The 22,228-nt window shown below is 39.6% G+C and carries 12 protein-coding genes, 18 tRNA genes, 3 rRNA genes and 1 pseudogene (1 of these 34 running past the window's edge); 2 read left to right on the forward strand and 32 right to left on the reverse strand.

What is annotated here, in order from left to right; genetic code table 11:
• Window positions 1-8: 8 nt before the first annotated feature.
• The 4 genes and pseudogenes from HUW50_RS06240 to allD all read right to left on the reverse strand — a co-directional run bounded on the left by HUW50_RS06240 (window position 9) and on the right by allD (window position 3,737).
• Window positions 9-1,028: a TRAP transporter substrate-binding protein gene (locus HUW50_RS06240; protein ID WP_066335600.1), complete on the reverse strand. Its 1,020-nt coding sequence runs from the start codon at window positions 1,026-1,028 to the stop codon at window positions 9-11.
• Between the two features lie 67 nt (window positions 1,029-1,095).
• Entirely contained in the window at window positions 1,096-1,734 is a 639-nt protein-coding gene (locus HUW50_RS06245) for a bifunctional 4-hydroxy-2-oxoglutarate aldolase/2-dehydro-3-deoxy-phosphogluconate aldolase (protein WP_066335603.1), read from the reverse strand.
• Window positions 1,735-1,754: 20 nt separating this feature from the next.
• Entirely contained in the window at window positions 1,755-2,705 is a 951-nt protein-coding gene (locus HUW50_RS06250) for a sugar kinase (RefSeq protein WP_066335605.1), read from the reverse strand.
• A 19-nt stretch (window positions 2,706-2,724) separates the two neighbouring features.
• Window positions 2,725-3,737 (reverse strand): annotated as a pseudogene (gene allD, locus HUW50_RS06255) (ureidoglycolate dehydrogenase).
• Window positions 3,738-4,225: 488 nt separating this feature from the next.
• On the opposite strand from allD, the gene HUW50_RS06260 reads away from it, so the two are divergent.
• Window positions 4,226-4,906, forward strand: a complete 681-nt coding sequence (locus HUW50_RS06260) for a GntR family transcriptional regulator (RefSeq protein WP_066335634.1) — start codon at window positions 4,226-4,228, stop codon at window positions 4,904-4,906.
• A gap of 213 nt (window positions 4,907-5,119) precedes the next feature.
• Here the strand turns inward: HUW50_RS06260 and HUW50_RS06265 are convergent, their stop codons facing one another.
• The 6 genes from HUW50_RS06265 to HUW50_RS06290 form a co-directional block, all read right to left on the reverse strand.
• The gene (locus tag HUW50_RS06265; protein WP_066335613.1) at window positions 5,120-6,256 is read right to left on the reverse strand and encodes a mannitol-1-phosphate 5-dehydrogenase; all 1,137 of its coding nucleotides are present in this window, start codon (window positions 6,254-6,256) and stop codon (window positions 5,120-5,122) included.
• A 1-nt stretch (window position 6,257) separates the two neighbouring features.
• Complete coding sequence (locus HUW50_RS06270; RefSeq protein ID WP_066335615.1) at window positions 6,258-6,689, reverse strand: PTS mannitol transporter subunit IIA; 432 nt, start codon at window positions 6,687-6,689, stop codon at window positions 6,258-6,260.
• A gap of 3 nt (window positions 6,690-6,692) precedes the next feature.
• Window positions 6,693-8,798: a BglG family transcription antiterminator gene (locus HUW50_RS06275; RefSeq protein ID WP_066335618.1), complete on the reverse strand. Its 2,106-nt coding sequence runs from the start codon at window positions 8,796-8,798 to the stop codon at window positions 6,693-6,695.
• Between the two features lie 224 nt (window positions 8,799-9,022).
• Window positions 9,023-10,453, reverse strand: a complete 1,431-nt coding sequence (locus HUW50_RS06280; RefSeq protein ID WP_066335621.1) for a PTS mannitol transporter subunit IIBC — start codon at window positions 10,451-10,453, stop codon at window positions 9,023-9,025.
• A 360-nt stretch (window positions 10,454-10,813) separates the two neighbouring features.
• Window positions 10,814-12,265 (reverse strand): lincomycin efflux MFS transporter Lmr(B), encoded by a 1,452-nt coding sequence (gene lmr(B), locus HUW50_RS06285; protein ID WP_066335624.1) that lies wholly within the window; start codon window positions 12,263-12,265, stop codon window positions 10,814-10,816.
• A 561-nt stretch (window positions 12,266-12,826) separates the two neighbouring features.
• Window positions 12,827-13,729: a DMT family transporter gene (locus HUW50_RS06290; protein WP_066335640.1), complete on the reverse strand. Its 903-nt coding sequence runs from the start codon at window positions 13,727-13,729 to the stop codon at window positions 12,827-12,829.
• A 159-nt stretch (window positions 13,730-13,888) separates the two neighbouring features.
• On the opposite strand from HUW50_RS06290, the gene HUW50_RS06295 reads away from it, so the two are divergent.
• Window positions 13,889-15,265, forward strand: a complete 1,377-nt coding sequence (locus HUW50_RS06295; RefSeq protein WP_185653783.1) for an aminotransferase-like domain-containing protein — start codon at window positions 13,889-13,891, stop codon at window positions 15,263-15,265.
• A 408-nt stretch (window positions 15,266-15,673) separates the two neighbouring features.
• On the opposite strand, the gene HUW50_RS06300 is transcribed toward HUW50_RS06295, so the two are convergent.
• The 22 genes from HUW50_RS06300 to HUW50_RS06405 all read right to left on the reverse strand — a co-directional run.
• Window positions 15,674-15,817 (reverse strand): hypothetical protein, encoded by a 144-nt coding sequence (locus HUW50_RS06300; protein ID WP_185653784.1) that lies wholly within the window; start codon window positions 15,815-15,817, stop codon window positions 15,674-15,676.
• 495 nt (window positions 15,818-16,312) lie between these two features.
• Window positions 16,313-16,383 (reverse strand) — tRNA-Arg (locus HUW50_RS06305).
• Between the two features lie 19 nt (window positions 16,384-16,402).
• Window positions 16,403-16,476: transfer RNA gene (locus tag HUW50_RS06310), tRNA-Ile, on the reverse strand.
• 11 nt (window positions 16,477-16,487) lie between these two features.
• Window positions 16,488-16,561 (reverse strand) — tRNA-Gly (locus HUW50_RS06315).
• 7 nt (window positions 16,562-16,568) lie between these two features.
• Window positions 16,569-16,644 (reverse strand) — tRNA-His (locus HUW50_RS06320).
• A gap of 15 nt (window positions 16,645-16,659) precedes the next feature.
• A tRNA-Trp gene (locus tag HUW50_RS06325) sits at window positions 16,660-16,733 on the reverse strand.
• Between the two features lie 8 nt (window positions 16,734-16,741).
• Window positions 16,742-16,825: transfer RNA gene (locus tag HUW50_RS06330), tRNA-Tyr, on the reverse strand.
• 34 nt (window positions 16,826-16,859) lie between these two features.
• Window positions 16,860-16,935: transfer RNA gene (locus tag HUW50_RS06335), tRNA-Phe, on the reverse strand.
• A gap of 166 nt (window positions 16,936-17,101) precedes the next feature.
• Window positions 17,102-17,178 (reverse strand) — tRNA-Asp (locus HUW50_RS06340).
• A 73-nt stretch (window positions 17,179-17,251) separates the two neighbouring features.
• Window positions 17,252-17,328, reverse strand: a tRNA-Met gene (locus HUW50_RS06345).
• A gap of 187 nt (window positions 17,329-17,515) precedes the next feature.
• Window positions 17,516-17,608: transfer RNA gene (locus HUW50_RS06350), tRNA-Ser, on the reverse strand.
• Between the two features lie 35 nt (window positions 17,609-17,643).
• Window positions 17,644-17,720: transfer RNA gene (locus HUW50_RS06355), tRNA-Pro, on the reverse strand.
• A gap of 6 nt (window positions 17,721-17,726) precedes the next feature.
• A tRNA-Arg gene (locus HUW50_RS06360) sits at window positions 17,727-17,803 on the reverse strand.
• Window positions 17,804-17,938: 135 nt separating this feature from the next.
• Window positions 17,939-18,027 (reverse strand) — tRNA-Leu (locus HUW50_RS06365).
• 18 nt (window positions 18,028-18,045) lie between these two features.
• Window positions 18,046-18,128 (reverse strand) — tRNA-Leu (locus HUW50_RS06370).
• Between the two features lie 15 nt (window positions 18,129-18,143).
• A tRNA-Lys gene (locus tag HUW50_RS06375) sits at window positions 18,144-18,216 on the reverse strand.
• Window positions 18,217-18,381: 165 nt separating this feature from the next.
• Window positions 18,382-18,457 (reverse strand) — tRNA-Thr (locus HUW50_RS06380).
• Between the two features lie 14 nt (window positions 18,458-18,471).
• Window positions 18,472-18,547, reverse strand: a tRNA-Val gene (locus tag HUW50_RS06385).
• A 3-nt stretch (window positions 18,548-18,550) separates the two neighbouring features.
• Window positions 18,551-18,625 (reverse strand) — tRNA-Glu (locus HUW50_RS06390).
• Window positions 18,626-18,670: 45 nt separating this feature from the next.
• A 5S ribosomal RNA gene (gene rrf / locus HUW50_RS06395) occupies window positions 18,671-18,786 on the reverse strand.
• A 77-nt stretch (window positions 18,787-18,863) separates the two neighbouring features.
• Window positions 18,864-21,793: ribosomal RNA gene (locus tag HUW50_RS06400) — 23S ribosomal RNA — on the reverse strand.
• Window positions 21,794-22,117: 324 nt separating this feature from the next.
• Window positions 22,118-22,228 (reverse strand): 16S ribosomal RNA (locus HUW50_RS06405); it runs 1,440 nt beyond the window's last position.
• The 16S, 23S and 5S rRNA genes sit together here with 18 tRNA genes alongside, the layout of an rRNA operon.

The raw sequence follows: 22,228 nt of genomic DNA on the forward strand, positions 1-22,228 counted from the left end.
GATTTTTTCTATTTTTGACTTTCAATTAATTGAATGAATTCTTCTGCCCAATCGTATTTCTTATAAAGCTCTTCATAAACAGGTTCCATAGATTCCCTCAAATTAGCGATAAACTGTTCATCTGGAACAATGATTTCAAGACCTTCCTCTTTTAAGTCTTGCTTTACTTTTTCCTCTGACTCTTGTAGCAGCTCCCACTCATAATTGGCTGATTCCTGGGCTGCTTCTAAAACGATATCCTTCGTTTTTTCATCTAAATTATCAAAAAATGTTTTATTCATAAGATAAACATTTGGACTGAACATATGATTTGTTTCTACGACATGACTCTGTACTTCATACAATGCTGATTCTTTTAAAGTTACATAAGGGTTCTCTTGTCCATCGATAACACCTTGTTCAAGTGCAGTAAATACTTCAGACAACGCAAGTGGTTGTACATTTACCCCCATAGCATTACCCGTATTAATAAAGATAGGAATGTTAGGCATCCTTAGACGTAATCCTTTAAACTCTTCTTTTGATTCAATAGCCCGATTGGATGATACAACACGGAATCCATTTGCTGTCCATGCGATTGGTTCCACCCCGAGTTCTCGGAAGGATACAGAGATTTCCTCTCCTACTTTACCGTTCAAAATACGTTTTGCTTGGTCATAACTATCAAACAAATATGGCCATTCGACAGCCCCGATTTTCGGATTTGCTGTTTGTAAACCCATCCCTGTGATTGCCATTTGAATTGATCCAATGCGTGCACCGCTAGTGAATTGTGCTTCATCTCCAAGCTCATTTGCTGGATAGATTTCCACTTTGTATTTTCCATTTGTTTTTTCTTCAATAATAGGTTTAAACTTTTCTTTAAGTGCAATATTTTGCGGATGTGTTTCTGAGAAATAGTGTGCAATTTTAATAGTAGTAACTCCGTCTGAATTAGCTTTCCCTGCTGTTTCCAGCAAGGTACAGCCAGTTGTCATGAAGAGGCATGCTGTTGCAATAATACCAGCTAAAAACGCTTTCATTTTCATTAAAAGCCCTCCCTTATCTTGAAAGTAGAGGCAGGATAGCATATTACTCTCCTGCTTAGAATATTAATCAATCTCTTGCATTGCGAACCGCTTCGACAAATAGTGTTGCCTTTTGTTCTAGGTCAATGAAATACTGATCATTCATTAATTTCTTTGTATTTACAAGTGAGCTTCCGATTCCAGCCGCCACTGCTCCGGCTTTAATATATTCTCCTACATTATGCACATCAAGCCCACCTGTTGGCATTAATGGGATTTGCGGTATTGGTCCATGAATGTCCTTTAAATAGCTTGGACCAAATACATTTGCAGGAAACACCTTTATTATATCAGCACCATTTTCATAGGCTGTTAATATTTCCGTTGGTGTTAAAGCACCAGGTATACTAATAACTCCATAGCGTTTTGTAATTTTTATTGTTTCAATATTCACAGTTGGAGAAAAGATAAATTTGGCACCTGCCATTATCGCTGAACGTGCTGTTTCAGGGTCAAGCACCGTTCCTGCTCCAACTATCACCTCATCACCCATCTCGCTTGAAACCCTTTGAATCAATTCTAATACTCTTGGAGTTTCTACGGTGATTTCAAGAGTCTTTACACCACCAGCTTTCAAAGCTCTAGCGATTGGGACAATATTTTCAGGTTCAGCACCACGGATTACAGCTACAATGCCGTTTTCTTTAATCTTGTCTAGTAAGTTCATCACCATACCACCTTGTCAAATTATCGATCAACATCTTGATTTATGTTATTGAAAAGTCCTTCAATTTCTTCAGCGTCTGGAAGACCTTCAACATCTCCATTCACAGTTGTGACAAAGGCTCCCACAGCATTAGCCTGTTTTACTGCATCTTGAAGGCATAATCCTTTTAGAAGTCCTGAAAGGAACCCAGCCGCAAAACCATCTCCGGCACCAACCGGATCTACTACCTGGTCTACTGGATATCCTGGTACAAATTCATAATCTTTATTTGTATAATACGAGGCTCCTTTTGCGCCAAGTTTAACTACAACAGTCGAAGCACCGTTATTCAAATAGCACTCGGCTATTTTTTTAGGATCACTTTCTCCAAACATAAACTCACCTTCGGAAATACCTGGTAGAACGATATCTGCTTTAGAAGCGATATTTAAAAGAACACTTCTTGCTTTTTCTTCACTCCAGAGTTTCCTCCTTAGATTTGGATCAAAAACAACTTGCACTCCATTCATTTTTGCAATTTCAATCGCTTCCAAAATTGTGTCTTCACAAGAGTCACTTAAGGCTGGAGTAATGCCTGTAACATGGAGGTACTTTGCCTTCGCAATATATTCACCATCTAAATCTACTTTTGATAATGCACTTGCTGCAGAGCCTCTTCGATAATAGTAGACTCTTACATCATTTGCTCGACGAAGTTCCTTGAAATAGATCCCTGTAGGTAGTGTTTGATCTACTTTCACTCTGCTTACATCAACGCCTTCACCTTTAATAAAGGAAACCAGCGCTTTTCCAAACTCATCATTCCCTACTTTGCTAATCCAGCCTACCTGATGTCCTAATCTCGCCAAACCAATAGCAACATTTGATTCAGCTCCACCAAACTTCATGGAAAACTGATTAGCATATCTCATAAATCCAGTTGTGTTAGGTGTAAAGAGCACCATTGTTTCTCCTATTGTTACAACATCCATTACCATCACACACCATTTCTTAATTTTGACTTAAGTAGTCGTATACAGTTTGAGTAACAGGGACACCATTAATAAGCCTTTCCTCTTCTCGTTGCTGCTCTGGTTCTCCTGGCACCATCACTTTAGTGAACCCTTGAGCAGGCGTTGTATGATGAATTTCATCTATCATTCTATCCATATTTTCTAAGAAGGCTTCGCTTTCTGTAAATACGGCTGGGTTAATTACAAACATGAAATGCCCTAGTTTACGTTTTTTATCGTAATCCCCATACATTGTAGTAATATGAGGGCCAAAAGCTGATCCCGTTAAAAGGCCTGATAATATATCAACTACCATTGCTAGACCATATCCTTTTGGACCAGCGAAAGGTAATAAAGCATTTACCTCATGAGGATCAGCAGTTGGTGAACCGCTTTCATCAACACCCCAATCACTTGGTATAGATGTTCCCGCTTCTCTCGCATGAAGCACTTTACCAAAAGCTACATTACTAGTTGCCATATCTAAAATGACTGGCTTATTTTTTTAGCTGGGAAACCGTATGCAATTGGATTTGTACCAAAATAGGGTTCTGCACCACCAAAAGGGACTACCACTTTATCAGTATGTGTAACTGCCATTCCAACAAATCCTTGCTCTGCCGCTTGGTTAACAAAATAAGATAATGCACCGCAATGACTACTGTTTATAACAGCAACTGTACCAATACCATTCTTCCTAGCAAGCTCGATCGCGTGATCCATTGCTTCTTTAGCGATAACATGCCCAATCCCATCATCACCATCAAAAATAGCAGAAGAAGGACCAGTACCTTTAATTGAGAATTCAGGATTTGGATTCAAACCTCCTTCTAATAGACGTTTTACATAGTGCTCTGTTCGCAATACACCGTGTGAACTTACACCTCTCAAATCAGCATGAACAAGTACATCGGCAACGATTTTAGCGTGCTCCTCTACTAATCCACCTTTAACTAGCTTATTGATTACTAATTCTTTTAATTTTTCGTGATTAACATTTGTAGTTGTCATATAAATTCCCTCTTTTTAATTTAGTCAATGTTTTTTCAACTGTGTTGCGAAATACAAGAAAATTGGACCATATTGGATGTGGCTCACACCATTTAAAACGCTTACTTTTTAGTTTTTAATATACATAGTTTCAATCATCAGCGGATGAATTGCTGATTGAAAAACGTAGAGTAAGAGAGTCTACATTAATAATTGAATTCTGAATTTAATAGTGTAAGCAGCTCATGCAATCAGAAATATATTTTAATATTCCGAAATGTGATATGTAACATTTCACACTTTACATGTTATGAACTAATATTATAGCTTTCTAGTTTATTCGTCAATTCTTTTATAAAAAATTTAAATAAAAGTTTATTATTATTGTCATCTATGTTATTAACTTGCATAAGAAATTGACTATATTTATCAAATTATCCTATAATTTATTAAAAGATGTTACATGTAACATGTTAATTATAACTATTAGGAGGGTTACTTTGGCCGAAATGATTGAAACTTCAGCTCTTGCTACACAAATATATAAAGTACTTCGAAAAGAAATAATTAGTGGGATTTTTGCCCCCGGAGATAAATTAGATATAAATGAATTAGCAAATAAATATGGCGTTAGCCGATCACCCGTAAAAGAAGCAGTTAATCAATTAGTACACGAAGGTTTAATTGAAATATTACCACGGAAAGGAACTTACATAACCCAATTACGTTTCAAAGATTGTATGGAAGCATTAGATGCTCGATTTATGGTTGAAACATGGGCCGCAGCACAGGCAGTTAAGCTTGTATCAGATGAACAGATAGGTAATTGGAACCAAATAATTAAAAAAATGGATGCATTATTGGTCGTACAACCCTTTTCGTATGAAGCATACAGTAAACTTGATATGGAGTTTCATCAATTATTAGTGCAATGGACTATGAATCAAAAGGTTCAAAACATTTATTATTCAATTAATCCACTTATTTCATTGGCACGAGTTGGTTACAGTGAGGTTTTTGAACACAGCTTAAAAAGACATAAAGATCATCATAATATGCTAGAAGCTTTAAAAAATCGTGATCTCTCCTCCTTAATTGATGCATTGCAACAACACAACCATACCTTAAAAGAGGACACTAAGTTACATTGGAATGAACAATTGTATGGACCAATTGATGAATCCAATTAATATCACCCTTTACTTTTTTATAAAGGGACATATCTTCTAAACAGGGAAACAATTCCATGATAAATTTGAATATACCTATCTTATTAGAGCGGTGGGATAAAATTGATCGTTTCGATAATTGCCAATCAATCCAATGATCGACTCCTTTTTCCTTCTACAAATTAAAAAAGATCCCCTTTGCTTATTAAATACCTAAAGGGGACCTAATTCTTTTTAATATAATGCTACTACTTTCTCAACTAACGGATGATCCAGCGTAAGTCCTGTAATTTCACTAAAAGCAGGTCCAACACCTTTTTCTTGAACCTTCTCCTTAAGTGTTAAGGATTCCTGATCTTCCTCAGAAACAAATTTTAGCGCAGCAACAATGACATTTACTAAGTGTTCTGGTACTTGATCAAATTCGTTCATGTATTCAAGCGCAGGGGCAACTAAGCGATCCTTTGCACCCAATTTACGAAGTGGTGCTCTTCCTACTCGTTGTACATCATCGATGATATTTGGATTTGCGAATCTACCGATAATTTTTTCGATATATTTCTGGTGTTCGTCTGCCTGAAAGGCATATTTTGCGATAAGTACTTTACCCGTTTCTTCAAGGGTACCCAATACTGCCTGCTTAATCTTTTCATCACTAATTGTATCGGCAATCGTTGTGTGTCCGGCCAAATTTCCAAGATAAGCTGTTGCAGCATGTCCTGTATTCACGGTAAATAACTTCCGCTCAATATAAGCTTGCAGATTTTCTACAAAAAGAGCTTCCTTAATATCAGGCTTTGTCCCTTTTAATTCAGTAGAGTCTATAACCCACTCGTGGAAGGGTTCAACTAAAACGTCTAAAAGCTTTTCATTATGCTGGTTAGGGACAATCCGATCTACAGCTGAATTCGGGAAGCCTACATGCTCCTGCACCCATGCTGCTTCATCTGCGGTTAATTTTTCGAGAACATGTTTTTTAAGCTCGCTGCTTCCGCCAACCATATTTTCACAAGCAATAATATTAACAGGCTGACTATTAGCTTGCATGCGCTTTTTAAGTCCTTCAGCGATAAGAGGTGCAACAAATTTTAAAATATGCGGGCCTACAGCTGTTGTTACTAGATTGGCTGTTGAAATTGCTTGAATCACAGCTTCTGGAGCTTGCCCACTGTTTATTCCTGATACACCTTTAACTTGAAATGCTTGTTTTTCTTCATTAGCAAGGATGACACGATAGGCCTTTTCTTTGTTTATTTCATCGATTACTGTTTCATTCACATCAACAAATTCCACTTCATAGCCAGATTGATGTAATAAAAGACCGATAAAGCCTCTCCCGATATTTCCAGCGCCAAAATGAGTCGCCTTCAAATTAGTTCACCTCGCTTAGAAGCTGAAGAATTTCCTCTTTCGACTTTGCTTGGACTAATTTCTCAACATTTTCTTCCTCTGAGCAGACAATCGCAATTTTTGAAAGAATATCTAAATGCTCGTTGCCCTTACCAGCAATACCGATTAAGATTTTAACAATATTCCCGCCGCCAAAATCAACACCTTCTGGAGCTTGGATAACAGAAAGTCCTGATTCTATGACAGCCTCCTTCGCTTCTTCCGTTCCGTGTGGGATTGCTATGAAGTTCCCCATGTATGTTGAAGATAACTCTTCTCTTTTTAGCATTTGCTCAATATATTCTTGCTTTACATACCCATTATCAACTAAGATTTGACCAGTTGCTTTAATTGCTTCTGTTTTGTTTTCAAGGTTTTTATTTAATACAATGTTTGCTTCATTTAAAATACTCATGTTTTATTCACTCCTTAAATTTTGGACAAAGTTTGTAAAATATTTTTGGCTTATATATTGAATTAAGCTACTTTTAGCAGCTGTTTCAAAGTTATGAACACTCTCTTTTGATTCGATAATGCTTGCACTTATAAAGCTCATAATCTCTAATTCGTTAGGATCTGCTTGTTCTGGAGCTAATAATAAAAGGATTCTGTTCACATTGATTATCTCGTTGTCCATCGCTTTTAATGTCATTGGTGAGTTCAAATCAATTGTATGAAAGCTAGCTCGAGCAACAGCATCACTTCTAGTATGAAACAATGCAAGCTTTGTTCCAGGTATCGCTAATCCGCCAATACGCTCACGATGCAGTAAGGCCATCACAAGCTCTTTCCCGTTATGAACAAGCCCTTTACCTACTAGCATTTCACTTACTTTGTTTAAGATACCTTCTATCTTTAACGTTTGATCTATCTGAAATGCCTCCATTACCTCTAATAAATCGAGAAGTAATTGAGATTGACCTGTAAAAGATTTGTAAGCCTCATAGCTTACATACATGTCTGCTTTTTCATACTTGTTATCATTCACTTGATTATTTGTGATTGTAACTCCCTTTTGATGAATAAAGTCCTTTATCATGTCTAATTGATCAGGTGTTAGTATCGGACTAACAAGCAAATAGTCGACTGAAATTTCCTCAATCGGAATCGTAGAAAGGATGATATCATATTTCTTTACATCCATATCCTTTAACTCAAATGCAGAGATATTTTTCAGTTCTGCAAGGTCAGGGATTTGGTTTTTTATTTGCGTTGCTAGCATCTTTGATGTACCAATACCACTTGAACAAATAATTAATACCTTTAATTTTGCCTTCATTATCCGCTCATTGATCGCAGCTCCAAAGTGGAGAACGAGATAGCCGATTTCTTCATCAGGTACATCATCAAATGGAAAAGCATTTGCTACTGCTTGTGTGACGATATCAAAAAGCTCACGATAATCTCTTTTGATTTCTACAAGGAGTGGATTTGTAATTTTCATCCCTTGCTTTATGCGATAAATCGCAGGTTGTAGATGTGCTAATAACCCTTGAAATAACGATGAGTCTTGCTTTAGATTTTTTCCAGCAATGTGTTCAACCTGTTCGATTAAACGTTGCACAAGATAAGCAATTTCAACATTTTCATCCTGAATATCGATTTTTCCTTCGAAGCGGAGTTTTGCTCCCCTTAAATGCATAGTAATATAGCCAATTTCATCTTCTGGAATTGCTAATTGAAAGGTTTCTTCAAGCCTTTGGGCGATTTCTTGTGAAAAATGAAATTCCTTGGAGCTTTTGAGCTGTGAAAGGTATTCATGTTTTATTGTGATGTTTTCACCACGCTGAATTCGTTCAATAGCTAACGCTAGATGGACAACTAATCCAACGTAAGAGCTATCAGCCAAAGGATAAGGTAACTGTGAATTAATTTGATTAATTAAATTCTCAATGATAATAAGCTTTTCCTTTTGAACGAGACCGAGTAATCGTTCTGATATGGAATCAATTTTATTCGTCGATTTTTTTTCAATACTGCCTTTTACCATTTTTAAAAAATCAGTCACATCAAATTGGTCAGAGATGAGACTACTTATTGCCCTTCTTTTCGCTGCCTCAGAACCAATAAGTTCAATCCCGTACCCTCTTCTTCTTATGAGTGTTAAGCCATATTCTTGAACAAATGGTTCCATTTTGTCGAGATCATGACTAATTGTTGCTGTTGTTACACCTAATTCATTTGCTAGTGTTAGCAACTTAATTGGCTCCTGATGATCTAACAGGGTGCAAAGAGCAACCATCAATCTCTCATCTGGGGTATATTCCTTATAATCTTGCTTTTGAATTGCTAGTCTTAATTCATGCAAATTTGCTTTATTTCCAACGATCTTAATCCCAATACCGGCACGCTTGATTAATTCTAATTGAAACTCTTTTAGAATCGACTCGATATTTTTCAAATCACGATGGACCGTTCTTTCGCTGACATCGATTTGCTCAGCGAGTTCTTTAATTGTCACTTCCTGGTTCGCCTCATCCATTAAAAATTGCAAAATGAGACGTTCTCTCGCCGAAACAATCATTGCTATCAACTCGTTTCAAAGTGAGTTATTGACATAGTTTAATTATAAATGTGAATGATTGGTTGTTTCAAAGGAATGTAAAGTTGATTTTTTCAGATGGGTTGCTGACATTTTTTAATTGTTTGTGGTGCCTGTCACCACCCGAATTTTGTCGAATAACAAACCTCACACTAAAAAGGAGGACGCATCTACACAAAGTAGCAGCATCCCCCTTCTTCAATTCGTTATTTTAATTCGTTTATGATCTCTTCATATCTTGGACTGTTAAGGAAGTTATCAACTGAAACATGATGTGCATTAGGCAGTTTCGCTTTTGCACGATCAGTTAAGTCCTTATGTGTGATCACGATATCAGCATCATTTGGGATGTTATTAATAGAAGTATTTGTCACCTCTACATCTTTTATGTCTGCCTTTTGGACTTTATTGCGTAGGATAGAAGCACCCATCGCACTAGAACCCATACCCGCATCACATGCGAAAATAATTTTATTAACATTGTTAAAATCAAATTCTTCAGCAGTTTTTACAGGTTCTGCTGTTGTTAATGTTTCACTTACTGAGCTCTTTTTACCTTTTAATGCTTCCATTTTTGCTGTTGCATCTGTTAAATCTTCTTCTTTTTGCTTGCTAGCTTTTAAGATTAATGAAGCAACTGCAAATGATACAGCTGTAGCCACAATTACACCTAGTAGTACACCAGTATAGTTACCTCTTGGTGTCATAGCAAGTAAAGCAATAATACTTCCTGGTGAAGGACTTGCAACTAAGCCTGCATTAAAGATTGAGAACGTGAAGACCCCACTAATTCCACCAGCAATCGCTGCAAGGATTAACATTGGTTTCATAAGAATATACGGGAAGTAGATCTCATGAATACCACCTAAGAAGTGGATAATAACTGCTCCAGGAGCTGTTTGTTTTGCAGAGCCTCTTCCAAAGAACATGTAAGCTAATAAAATCCCTAACCCAGGACCAGGGTTTGATTCTAGTAAGAAAAGAATTGACTTGCCAGCTTTTGAAGCTTGCTCTATTCCAATCGGACTTAAAATACCGTGGTTAATGGCATTGTTTAGGAATAGTACCTTTGCTGGTTCGATGAAAATACTTGCAAGTGGTAATAAACCTGCATCAAAAATTGCTTGAACCGCACCAGCTAGTACTTTATTTATTCCTTCTACAACAGGGCCGATCCCCATTAGTGCTGCTAATGTTAACAAAGCACCTAAAATACCAGCTGAAAAGTTATTCACTAGCATTTCAAAACCTGATCTAACTTTATCCTTTAATAAGCCATCAAGCTTTTTGATTAAATATCCACCAAGTGGACCCATAATCATTGCACCCAAGAACATTGGGATTTCTGCGCCAACGATTACCCCCATTGTTGCAGTCGCACCAACGACACCACCACGAACATCATAAATCATCTTACCACCTGTGTATCCAATTAAGAGTGGCAACAGATACGTAATCATTGGACCTACTAATGTTGCGAGTTGTTCATTTGGCGTCCATCCTGTAGGAATGAATAATGCAGTAATAATTCCCCATGCGATAAATGCTCCTATATTTGGCATAATCATGCCGCTTAAATAACTTCCGAAACGTTGAATCTTAACGCGGAAGTCACCTTTATTTTGGTTTGTTTCCATGTAAGTCACCCCTTTTGATATCTTGACTTAATAATAAAGCGATTACAGTCTTTAAACAATTTAAACTAAATACGATTTTGTCGAATAGGATGTTGACAAGATTAATTTTGGAAAGAAGTAGGTATTTTATGCGCTTTTTTACTTTGTACACAGGGAAACGAACTCTATTTTCTTATGAATTACACACGAGATGGTGATAATTTTGCAGATTCTAGTATTAATTTTGCAGATTCAGATCATAATTTTGCAACTTTTACTATAAATTTTGCAAATTTGGTTCATAATTTTGCAAATACTCAATTTCACCATAAAAAAAGAGTTAAAGCTCAATAAAAGCTCTAACTCTAAGAAAAACATCTATTAATGCTCAACTCGCACGCGTTTAATAAAAAATGCAATTATCAATGCAATCCCTGCAGCAATTAACGCAAATATAAAGCCATCCTGAATTCCTGCTGTTAGGGAAGCTGGGATGTTGATTGGATCAGCAGGATCTTCTACCGTACCTAAATAATCTTGTTGACCAGCAGACATGATACTTACAGCAACAGCGGTACCTATTGCACCCGCTACCTGTTGCAGGGTATTCATTATCGCTGTTCCATCTGGATAATACTGCTTTGGCAATTCATTAAGACCATTTGTTTGTGCAGGCATCATCACCATCGCAATACCGATCATTAAAAAGATATGCAATGTAACAATTAATGTAATCGTTGATGCAGTTGTAACTCCTGATAAAAACCAAAGCACTACGGCCACAATTACTAAACCTGGAATGACAAGCCACTTCGGTCCGTATTTATCAAACAACCTACCCATAACTGGTGATAAAAGCCCATTTATAACCCCACCCGGTAAAAGTATAAGCCCTGCGACAAACGCAGATAACACCATTCCACCTTGTAAATAGAGTGGCAGTAGTAACATTGAGGAAAGAATGACCATCATACAAATAAACACGAGCACTACGCCTATCGTAAACATCGGATAGCGAAAGGCTCTTAAGTTAATCATTGGCTGCTCCATTTTTAATTGACGTAAACAAAAAAGAACAAGAGAGACAATTCCTACAAGGATGAAAATAATCACTTTAGGACTGCTCCAGCCTTCTGGTCCTTCACCAGCACTACTAAAGCCAAACACCACTCCTCCGAAGCCTAATGTTGATAGGACAACAGAGAGTATATCAATTTTTGGTTTGGTTACTTCTGAGACGTTTTCCATATAAAAAACACCCGCTAACAAACCAATCACTAAAAACGGAAGTGACATCCAAAAAATCCAATGCCATGAAAGGTTTTCAAGAACCAATCCAGAAAAAGTCGGTCCCACAGCTGGTGCAAACATAATAACCAAACCGATCATTCCCATTGCTCCTCCACGTTTTTCTGGAGGGAAAATCAGTAAAATCGTGTTAAACATTAAAGGTAAAAGCAATGCAGTTCCCATCGCTTGAAACACACGGGCAACCATTAAAATTTCAAAACTAGGTGCCATAGCGGCAATCAACGTTCCAATAATTGATAAACATAACGACGTAATAAACAGCTGTCTCGTTGTAAACCATTGAAGCAAAAGCCCTGAAATCGGAACTAAAATACCTAATGTTAATAAATATCCAGTCGTTAACCATTGAACAGTTGCAGCATTCGTATTAAAAACCTGGATTAATTCACTCAATGCTATATTCAACGCTGTTTCACTGAATAACCCAATAAAACCACTAATAAGAAAAGCAACCAAAATCGGAACTACCTTATACTCTTTATCAGCACTTTGTGGAGCTGATACACTTGCAGTTGCATTCAAAATAAATTCTCCTCTCAAACTAGTTATTTTTGATCTTTACAAAATCAGTCTATATTGTAAAATATTGTTTTTTTATTCAACCGGTAAATTATAGTTTACTCTTTCTTTTGCTGTCAATTAAGAAGCATTTTAAAGCACAAAAAGAGAAGTGAAAAATCACTTCTCTTTTTGGAGGAAATGCATGTTATTTAGTTATAGAGTAAATATCTGTAATTATACGTTTTATAGACTCCCTGCATAAAGTGGGGAGATGAGGTAATATTCTTTATTCTAGACTGTTTTGTTAGATCACTTTTGATTCAACTTTTTTAAATTAGTAAATAAGGTTTATAGATTAAAACCTTTATACTTTCTAAACAAAAATATAGCAGAAAAACCATTCATTTTCAAGAAAAATGCTATCAATAATAGTTGCAGGTTTCGGTAACACTTTACCTTCTATTTTATTAAAATAAAATAAATCTATATTAACGAGCATTTTAACCTCCTTCCATAAGCTATATGCGATGCCATTCATTGTTTTCATCTTTATAAATTTAGCTATCTCACTTGAACATGTAGTTAGTTTTTCTCTGTTAGTGATCCTTTTTTTGAAACGGTAGCATTTTTGCCTAATATAACAGAAAAGACAACAATCACTGCTATTACAGAAGTGAAAAATGTGATGGATTCATCGAGGAAAACTGTTGCAAATAGTATCATCAAAAATGGTTGTAAGTATTGAATCTGACTAACTCTTGCTATTCCGCCCATAGCCATTCCGCTATACCAAGCAACATATGCTAGAAATTGACTAACAACTGCGAGATAAATAAAACTGACCCAAGCTTGTATTGGAGCATGGAGCATTTCAGTTGTAAGGTTTAGTCCAACTGGGATAATGAAAAATGGGGCACCGATCATAATCGCCCAAGCAATTACTTGCCAACTCCCTAATTCTTTCGCTAATTTCCCACCTTCTGCGTAACTAAGTCCAAGGATAATCACTGCTGCTAATAAAGCTAAATCGGCAAATTGTAATTGACCTAACCCTAGATGAAGTGCATACACAATAACTGCTAAAGAGCCGATTATACTAGAAATCCAGAATTTTAGAGAAGGGACTTCACCAGCTCTAAACATTGCAAATCCGGCTGTGGCTAATGGTAACAGAGCTAATTCCACTGCTCCATGAGAAACAGGCAAGGATTCCATTGCACTAGAAGTGAGGAGAGGAAATCCTAAAACTGCACCAAAAGCAACAATAAGTAGACTTTTGAATTGGCGAAGAGAAGGGAGCTTTTCTTTACGAACAATGAATACACCAGCAACTAAAATTGCGGCAACAACTGTTCTTCCTAAACCGACGACCATGGTCCCAAAATACTCTACTGCAATACTTGTAGAAGGGAGCGTTAAGCTAAAACAAATAACACCTACTAATCCTAACAATAACCCAAATTTCTCTCTGGTTTCACTCTGCATCATATCCTACCTACCTTTTTACTTCGTATTATATCTGTACCATTTTCTGCTTTTCTTAAAAAACAGTTCTGATATAATTAACATATTAATAGGTACACACAATAAAAATAAACCATTTTTTATCCATCTGTACTGGTACAGTTGAAGGAGGATAAATGTATGAGCTCAAAATATATTGAGATAATGGAAGAAATTAAGCTTCAGCTAGCAGATAGGTCGCTTATTGCAGGGAGTAAACTTCCTTCTGTTCGTCAGCTATCTGAGCATTTTTCATGTAGCAAAAATACTGTCATTAAAGCATACGAAGAACTAGAAAAAGAGCATTTAATTTATTCTGTTCCTAAAAGTGGCTACTTTGTTTTGAATGAATTTCAACATGCGACCAATGAAAATGACGTGATTGATTTCTTGTCTGCTGGTCCAGATAAAAACGTTATGCCTTATGTTGAATTTCAACATTGTATGAATCAAGCAATTGAACAATATAAAGAAGAGCTTTTTACATACTCTGATCAACAAGGGCTTTACTCATTACGAGTACAGTTAGTGAAATATTTGCAGAATCTACAGGTGTTCACTCAACCAGATAGAGTAGTTGTTGTTTCTGGTTCGCAGCAAGCACTTAATTTATTAGTTTCTATGCCGTTTCCAAATGGAAAAAACAATATTCTAATTGAACAGCCTACTTATTTCGGATTCATTGAGTCCATCAATATACAAAAAGCTAATACTTTTGGAATTGAGTTATCGATGGAAGGCATTGATCTCGATCGTCTGGAATACATTTTTCGAAATAACGATATAAAGTTTTTCTATATAATCCCGAGATTTCACAATCCACTTGGACATTGTTACTCGAATAGCGAAAAGAAAAAAATCGTTGAGTTAGCTGAAAAATACGATGTATATATAGTGGAAGATGATTTTTTAGGAGACCTTGACCCAAATGCAAAATCCGATCCTTTATTTTCTTTCGATCCTTCAGGGAGAGTGATTTATATTAAAAGCTTTTCGAAAATATTCCTCCCAGGGTTAAGGATTGCTACAATCGTTCTTCCTACATTAATGATTAACAATTTTTTACGATATAAATTTAGTTCGGATTTTAATAGTTCAGCACTTTCACAAGGTGCTCTAGAAATCTATTTAAAAAGTGGAATGTTTACTAGCCATCTCAAAAAAATAAAAGAGGTATACCATACTAAAATGCAAATCCTTCAAGAAGCCTGTGAGTTATTGCTACCGGCTGATACTCATTTTTCAAAACCGACTTCAGGATTCTATCTATCCATCAGTTTGCCCGAAAATGTGACAGCAAAACAGGTAGTTCATATGCTAAACGAGCAGCGTATATTTGTTGATGATGCCTCTAGAATGTTTTTGCCAGAATATAAAAAGGAAAATCTCCTTCGATTAAGCATCTCACAAGTGAACGAGAGTCAAATTAAACTAGGGGTAGAGCGATTGGCTCATTGTATTTCTTTAATTAACAGTAGAAAAAATCATATTACTCCAAATAACTTTTTACTCTTGTAGTATGGGTGAGTTTAATTGAGGGTAGCATCAGGATTATGCGGATTTTCAACGCTAAGAAAATATGCTTAAAACAGTTGTCTATGAAACTTAGGTTGAAAAGATATATTATTGCAATCTATTTATCAGCTTATTCAAAGGCACTCCATTTCTCGACTCTATCTTTTGAGGTTAGTTTGAGTTATTTCTACCAAGCTTATTCTCATTACCGATTTGCACATTAAACGAGGTGGTAGTATCAGCTGTTCCAATGTAACATCTTTCAACTAATGTAAGTTTCACTTCATCACCTATCTTAATTGCAGCAGATTTCCTAAATATAATAAAAACAACAAAGCGACCATTTCTATTCTAATCAGAATAAAAAGGTCGCTTATACGATTTCTACACTCATAATTTTTTCCCTTCAGTTCAGTTAATCCATTGTTTTACCAGCTTATCTTTTGAATGATCCTTAACATCAGCATTAAATTTATCAAATAAATAAGTTAAATAAGAATTTAATTCAAATCGGTCTCCCTTAACAAAATCAGATAAAATATGTTTTTTCTCCATCAATACATGTCTCCCTTCTTTATTCTTATCTACATGATTCCCAAACTATTAATATCTTATACATATAAAATAAAAAATCTTTATAAATTTTCTACGAAAAACAAAGCAAGTACTTCGATGCGATGGCTGTTATTTTATTAAATTTATTCATTTGCACCCTCTTCGATCTGATATTCCTTCTATTTCTTCAGAAAAAAATTTTGCAAGTTTTAAGAGAAAAATCGGGAAATTCATGGCTGATGCTGAGAATGATTGTAAGAATACTTCGAATTGAGTGGATGGCTTTGGAGATCGTGCTGGAAGCGATAGCTAAAGACCGATGTCGGAGGAGACACATAAGGACTTCTGCGAAAAGACATTGTTAGAATATTTAAAAGTGAAGATTTAAAGAAATAAACGTCTCCCCTTATAAAGGTTTATTCTTATTTGCGATCTACAGCTTTGTAAAGAGAATTCAATGCAAAAAAAAACTAATCCAAGTTAGATTAGTTTAAACGTGCCTTAGAGGTTTCGAACCTCTAACCGACGGCTTAGAAGGCTGTTGCTCTATCCAGTGCTAAAGGCACAAAATAAAATATTAAATGATGGGCCTAAATGGACTCGAACCATCGACCTCACGCTTATCAGGCGTGCGCTCTAACCAGCTGAGCTATAGGCCCATTTTAAAAATTGGAGCGGGTGAAGGGAATCGAACCCTCATCATCAGCTTGGAAGGCTGAGGTTTTACCACTAAACTACACCCGCAAGTAAATGGGGCGACTGATGGGAATCGAACCCACGAATGCCTGAACCACAATCAGGTGCGTTAACCACTTCGCCACAATCGCCACTATATTTTAAACTGGCAGGGGCAGTAGGAATCGAACCCACATCAAAGGTTTTGGAGACCTCTATTCTACCGTTAAACTATGCCCCTATTTTAAATGGTGGAGGGGGGCAGATTCGAACTGCCGAACCCTAAGGAGCGGATTTACAGTCCGCCGCGTTTAGCCACTTCGCTACCCCTCCACGTATTTTCAATATTTAGATAATTTATGTTAAATGGTGGCTCGGGACGGAATCGAACCGCCGACACATGGATTTTCAGTCCATTGCTCTACCAACTGAGCTACCGAGCCATTTAGTTTACGGCTTCCACTAAGCTTCGAATCTCTTCATCAGCTCCATCGCTCACATCCTCACTCACGTATTTACATACGCTCCGGTGTTCGCTCAGTCGCTTCCTCGACCTTCTCGCTTATTGAAACCCTTCTCCTTGAGACAAGGGAGTTTTAAAAATAAAAATGGCGGTCCGGACGGGACTCGAACCCGCGACCTCCTGCGTGACAGGCAGGCATTCTAACCAACTGAACTACCGGACCATTTGGTTGCACTAAAGCACTCCTATGTTTCCTTGCTAAGAAGTAAGAGCAACGGAGTTTCGTCAACTGAATTTGGTTGCGGGGACAGGATTTGAACCTGCGACCTTCGGGTTATGAGCCCGACGAGCTACCAGACTGCTCCACCCCGCGATAATAAAAATAATAAAAATAATAAAGATATCCTATGCATATTGTTTCTGCTTATACGGACCGTCCCGATTTCAGGAAGTAAATTCAAGATGCTGTTCAATCGGTACGCTGATGTTAATCAATGAAGCATATTCGTTCGTGCTCCACCCCGCGATAATAGAAATATAAATTTTAATTAAAAAAAGTATGGAGGAGGAAGGGGGATTCGAACCCCCGCGGGTTTTGACACCCCTGTCGGTTTTCAAGACCGATCCCTTCAGCCGGACTTGGGTATTCCTCCAAGTATATGGACCTTATATAACCAAAAACTTTGACTGGTCGGGAAGACAGGATTCGAACCTGCGACCCCTTGGTCCCAAACCAAGTGCTCTACCAAGCTGAGCTACTTCCCGGTTATATGGCGCGCCCGAGAGGAGTCGAACCCCTAACCTTTTGATCCGTAGTCAAACGCTCTATCCAATTGAGCTACGGGCGCATTAAATATATTTGTCTAGCTACGAAAGCCAAACCGTACGGCTGTTTCACTTCTTCCTGCGGAGTCAAACAACGACTCCTTCTCAGAAGCTCCAACATCCTATCGGTTTAAGCGGGCTTTCTCCGCTTTTCTAAGTGGTGCCGAGGACCGGAATCGAACCGGTACGGTAGTCACCTACCGCAGGATTTTAAGTCCTGTGCGTCTGCCAGTTCCGCCACCCCGGCACTTTGCTAATGTAGAAATGCGGGTGAAGGGACTTGAACCCCCACGTCACAAGGACACTAGATCCTAAGTCTAGCGCGTCTGCCAATTCCGCCACACCCGCAAGATGTGTATATGATGAGCCATGAAGGACTCGAACCTTCGACCCTCTGATTAAAAGTCAGATGCTCTACCAACTGAGCTAATGGCTCATTATAAAAATGAGTAGTATTATGTTGTTTTGCACTTGTGATGACGCCCATATTTCAGAAAGTCTAATCAAGTAGTAGTTCAATATGTGCGCTGAAGTATCGCTTTGATGCTTATTCGATCGTGCTCTACCAACTGAGCTAATGGCTCATATATAAATAATAAAGTGGTGCCGGCAAGAGGACTTGAACCCCCAACCTACTGATTACAAGTCAGTTGCTCTACCAGTTGAGCTACACCGGCACAATAAATTTAGATGGTGGAGGATGACGGGATCGAACCGCCGACCCTCTGCTTGTAAGGCAGATGCTCTCCCAGCTGAGCTAATCCTCCAAATGGTGACCCGTACGGGATTCGAACCCGTGTTACCGCCGTGAAAGGGCGGTGTCTTAACCGCTTGACCAACGGGCCAATTACAAAAACAAACAAAATAATAGCCCCGAATAAGGGGCTTTTGCCTGGCAACGTCCTACTCTCACAGGGGGAAACCCCCAACTACCATCGGCGCTGAAGAGCTTAACTTCCGTGTTCGGCATGGGAACGGGTGTGGCCTCTTCGCCATCATTACCAGACAAATTTAATTGAAAGGTTGTTCCTTCAAAACTAGATAACGATTTACAATTCAATTCACTTCATTTAACGCTTTTATTAGGTTAAGTCCTCGATCGATTAGTATCTGTCAGCTCCACACGTCACCGCGCTTCCACCTCAGACCTATCAACCTGATCATCTTTCAGGGATCTTACTAGCTTACGCTATGGGAAATCTCATCTTGAGGGGGCTTCATGCTTAGATGCTTTCAGCACTTATCCCTTCCGCACATAGCTACCCAGCTATGCCTTTGGCAAGACAACTGGTACACCAGCGGTGCGTCCATCCCGGTCCTCTCGTACTAAGGACAGCTCCTCTCAAATTTCCTACGCCCACGACGGATAGGGACCGAACTGTCTCACGACGTTCTGAACCCAGCTCGCGTACCGCTTTAATGGGCGAACAGCCCAACCCTTGGGACCGACTACAGCCCCAGGATGCGATGAGCCGACATCGAGGTGCCAAACCTCCCCGTCGATGTGGACTCTTGGGGGAGATAAGCCTGTTATCCCCGGGGTAGCTTTTATCCGTTGAGCGATGGCCCTTCCATGCGGAACCACCGGATCACTAAGCCCGACTTTCGTCCCTGCTCGACTTGTAGGTCTCGCAGTCAAGCTCCCTTGTGCCTTTACACTCTACGAATGATTTCCAACCATTCTGAGGGAACCTTTGGGCGCCTCCGTTACATTTTAGGAGGCGACCGCCCCAGTCAAACTGCCCACCTGACACTGTCTCCCAGCCCGATAAGGGCTGTGGGTTAGAATTTCAATACAGCCAGGGTAGTATCCCACCGACGCCTCCACCGAAGCTAGCGCTCCGGCTTCTCAGGCTCCTACCTATCCTGTACAAGCTGTACCAAAATTCAATATCAGGCTACAGTAAAGCTCCACGGGGTCTTTCCGTCCTGTCGCGGGTAACCTGCATCTTCACAGGTACTATAATTTCACCGAGTCTCTCGTTGAGACAGTGCCCAGATCGTTACGCCTTTCGTGCGGGTCGGAACTTACCCGACAAGGAATTTCGCTACCTTAGGACCGTTATAGTTACGGCCGCCGTTTACTGGGGCTTCGGTTCAAAGCTTCGCTTACGCTAACCTCTCCCCTTAACCTTCCAGCACCGGGCAGGCGTCAGCCCCTATACTTCGCCTTGCGGCTTCGCAGAGACCTGTGTTTTTGCTAAACAGTCGCCTGGGCCTATTCACTGCGGCTTTTCCGGGCTATTCACCCTAAAAAGCACCCCTTCTCCCGAAGTTACGGGGTCATTTTGCCGAGTTCCTTAACGAGAGTTCTCTCGCTCACCTTAGGATTCTCTCCTCGCCTACCTGTGTCGGTTTGCGGTACGGGCACCTCTCACCTCGCTAGAGGCTTTTCTTGGCAGTGTGGAATCAGGAACTTCGGTACTATAGTTCCCTCGCCATCACAGCTCAGCCTTATGTGACAACGGGATTTGCCTCGTTGTCAGCCTAACTGCTTGGACGCGCATATCCAACAGCGCGCTTACCCTATCCTTCTGCGTCCCCCCATTGCTCAAATGGTGAGGAGGTGGTACAGGAATTTCAACCTGTTGTCCATCGCCTACGCCTTTCGGCCTCGGCTTAGGTCCCGACTTACCCTGAGCGGACGAGCCTTCCTCAGGAAACCTTAGGCATTCGGTGGAGGGGATTCTCACCCCTCTTTCGCTACTCATACCGGCATTCTCACTTCTAAGCGCTCCACTAGTCCTTACGGTCTAGCTTCACAGCCCTTAGAACGCTCTCCTACCACTGTTCTAAAAGAACAGTCCACAGCTTCGGTGATACGTTTAGCCCCGGTACATTTTCGGCGCAGAGTCACTCGACCAGTGAGCTATTACGCACTCTTTAAATGGTGGCTGCTTCTAAGCCAACATCCTGGTTGTCTAAGCAACTCCACATCCTTTTCCACTTAACGTATACTTTGGGACCTTAGCTGGTGGTCTGGGCTGTTTCCCTCTTGACTACGGATCTTATCACTCGCAGTCTGACTCCTGAATATAAGTCTTTGGCATTCGGAGTTTGACTGAATTCGGTAACCCGTTGGGGGCCCCTAGTCCAATCAGTGCTCTACCTCCAAGACTCTAAATTCAAGGCTAGCCCTAAAGCTATTTCGGAGAGAACCAGCTATCTCCAGGTTCGATTGGAATTTCTCCGCTACCCACACCTCATCCCCGCACTTTTCAACGTGCGTGGGTTCGGGCCTCCATTCAGTGTTACCTGAACTTCACCCTGGACATGGGTAGATCACCTGGTTTCGGGTCTACGACCACGTACTCTTTCGCCCTATTCAGACTCGCTTTCGCTGCGGCTCCGTCTCATCAACTTAACCTTGCACGGGATCGTAACTCGCCGGTTCATTCTACAAAAGGCACGCCATTACCCATTAACGGGCTTTGACTACTTGTAGGCACACGGTTTCAGGATCTATTTCACTCCCCTTCCGGGGTGCTTTTCACCTTTCCCTCACGGTACTGGTTCACTATCGGTCACTAGGGAGTATTTAGCCTTGGGAGATGGTCCTCCCTGCTTCCGACGGGATTTCTCGTGTCCCGCCGTACTCAGGATCCACTCTGGAGGGAACGAAGTTTCAACTACAGGGTTGTTACCTTCTTTGACGGGCCTTTCCAGACCTCTTCATTTACTTCGTTCCTTTGTAACTCCGTATAGAGTGTCCTACAACCCCAAGAGGCAAGCCTCTTGGTTTGGGCTAATTCCGTTTCGCTCGCCGCTACTCAGGAAATCGCGTTTGCTTTCTCTTCCTCCGGGTACTTAGATGTTTCAGTTCCCCGGGTCTGCCTTTATTACCCTATGTATTCAGGTAAAAATACTACTCCATTACGAGCAGTGGGTTTCCCCATTCGGAAATCTCCGGATCAAAGCTTACTTACAGCTCCCCGAAGCATATCGGTGTTAGTACCGTCCTTCATCGGCTCCTAGTGCCAAGGCATCCACCGTGCGCCCTTAACAACTTAACCTTCTTCGACGAATGATAAGCTTCGAATTTCTTCGTTGACTTCGTGTTCTGCGGTGCTCATGTACACAAAACGTACATTCCGCTCCTCGACCACTCGTCGCCTCGAACTTCTCGCTTCTCCTTCGTCTCAGGATATCAGTACTTACTGAATATCCGTTAATATTACTAAGAGAATCACTAAACTAAGCGTTTAAACTCAGTGAATTACTTGAATTGTTATCGTTATCTAGTTTTCAAGGAACAAATTCGAGAGATAGTTCTCTCAAAACTAAACAAAATCAGAAACGTCGTTTTATGAAGAAGCTTGTCCTTCATTTATCCTTAGAAAGGAGGTGATCCAGCCGCACCTTCCGATACGGCTACCTTGTTACGACTTCACCCCAATCATCTGTCCCACCTTAGGCGGCTGGCTCCTTACGGTTACCCCACCGACTTC

It is taken from the genome of Metabacillus sp. KUDC1714, from assembly GCF_014217835.1.
Lineage (GTDB): Bacteria > Bacillota > Bacilli > Bacillales > Bacillaceae > Metabacillus > Metabacillus rhizosphaerae.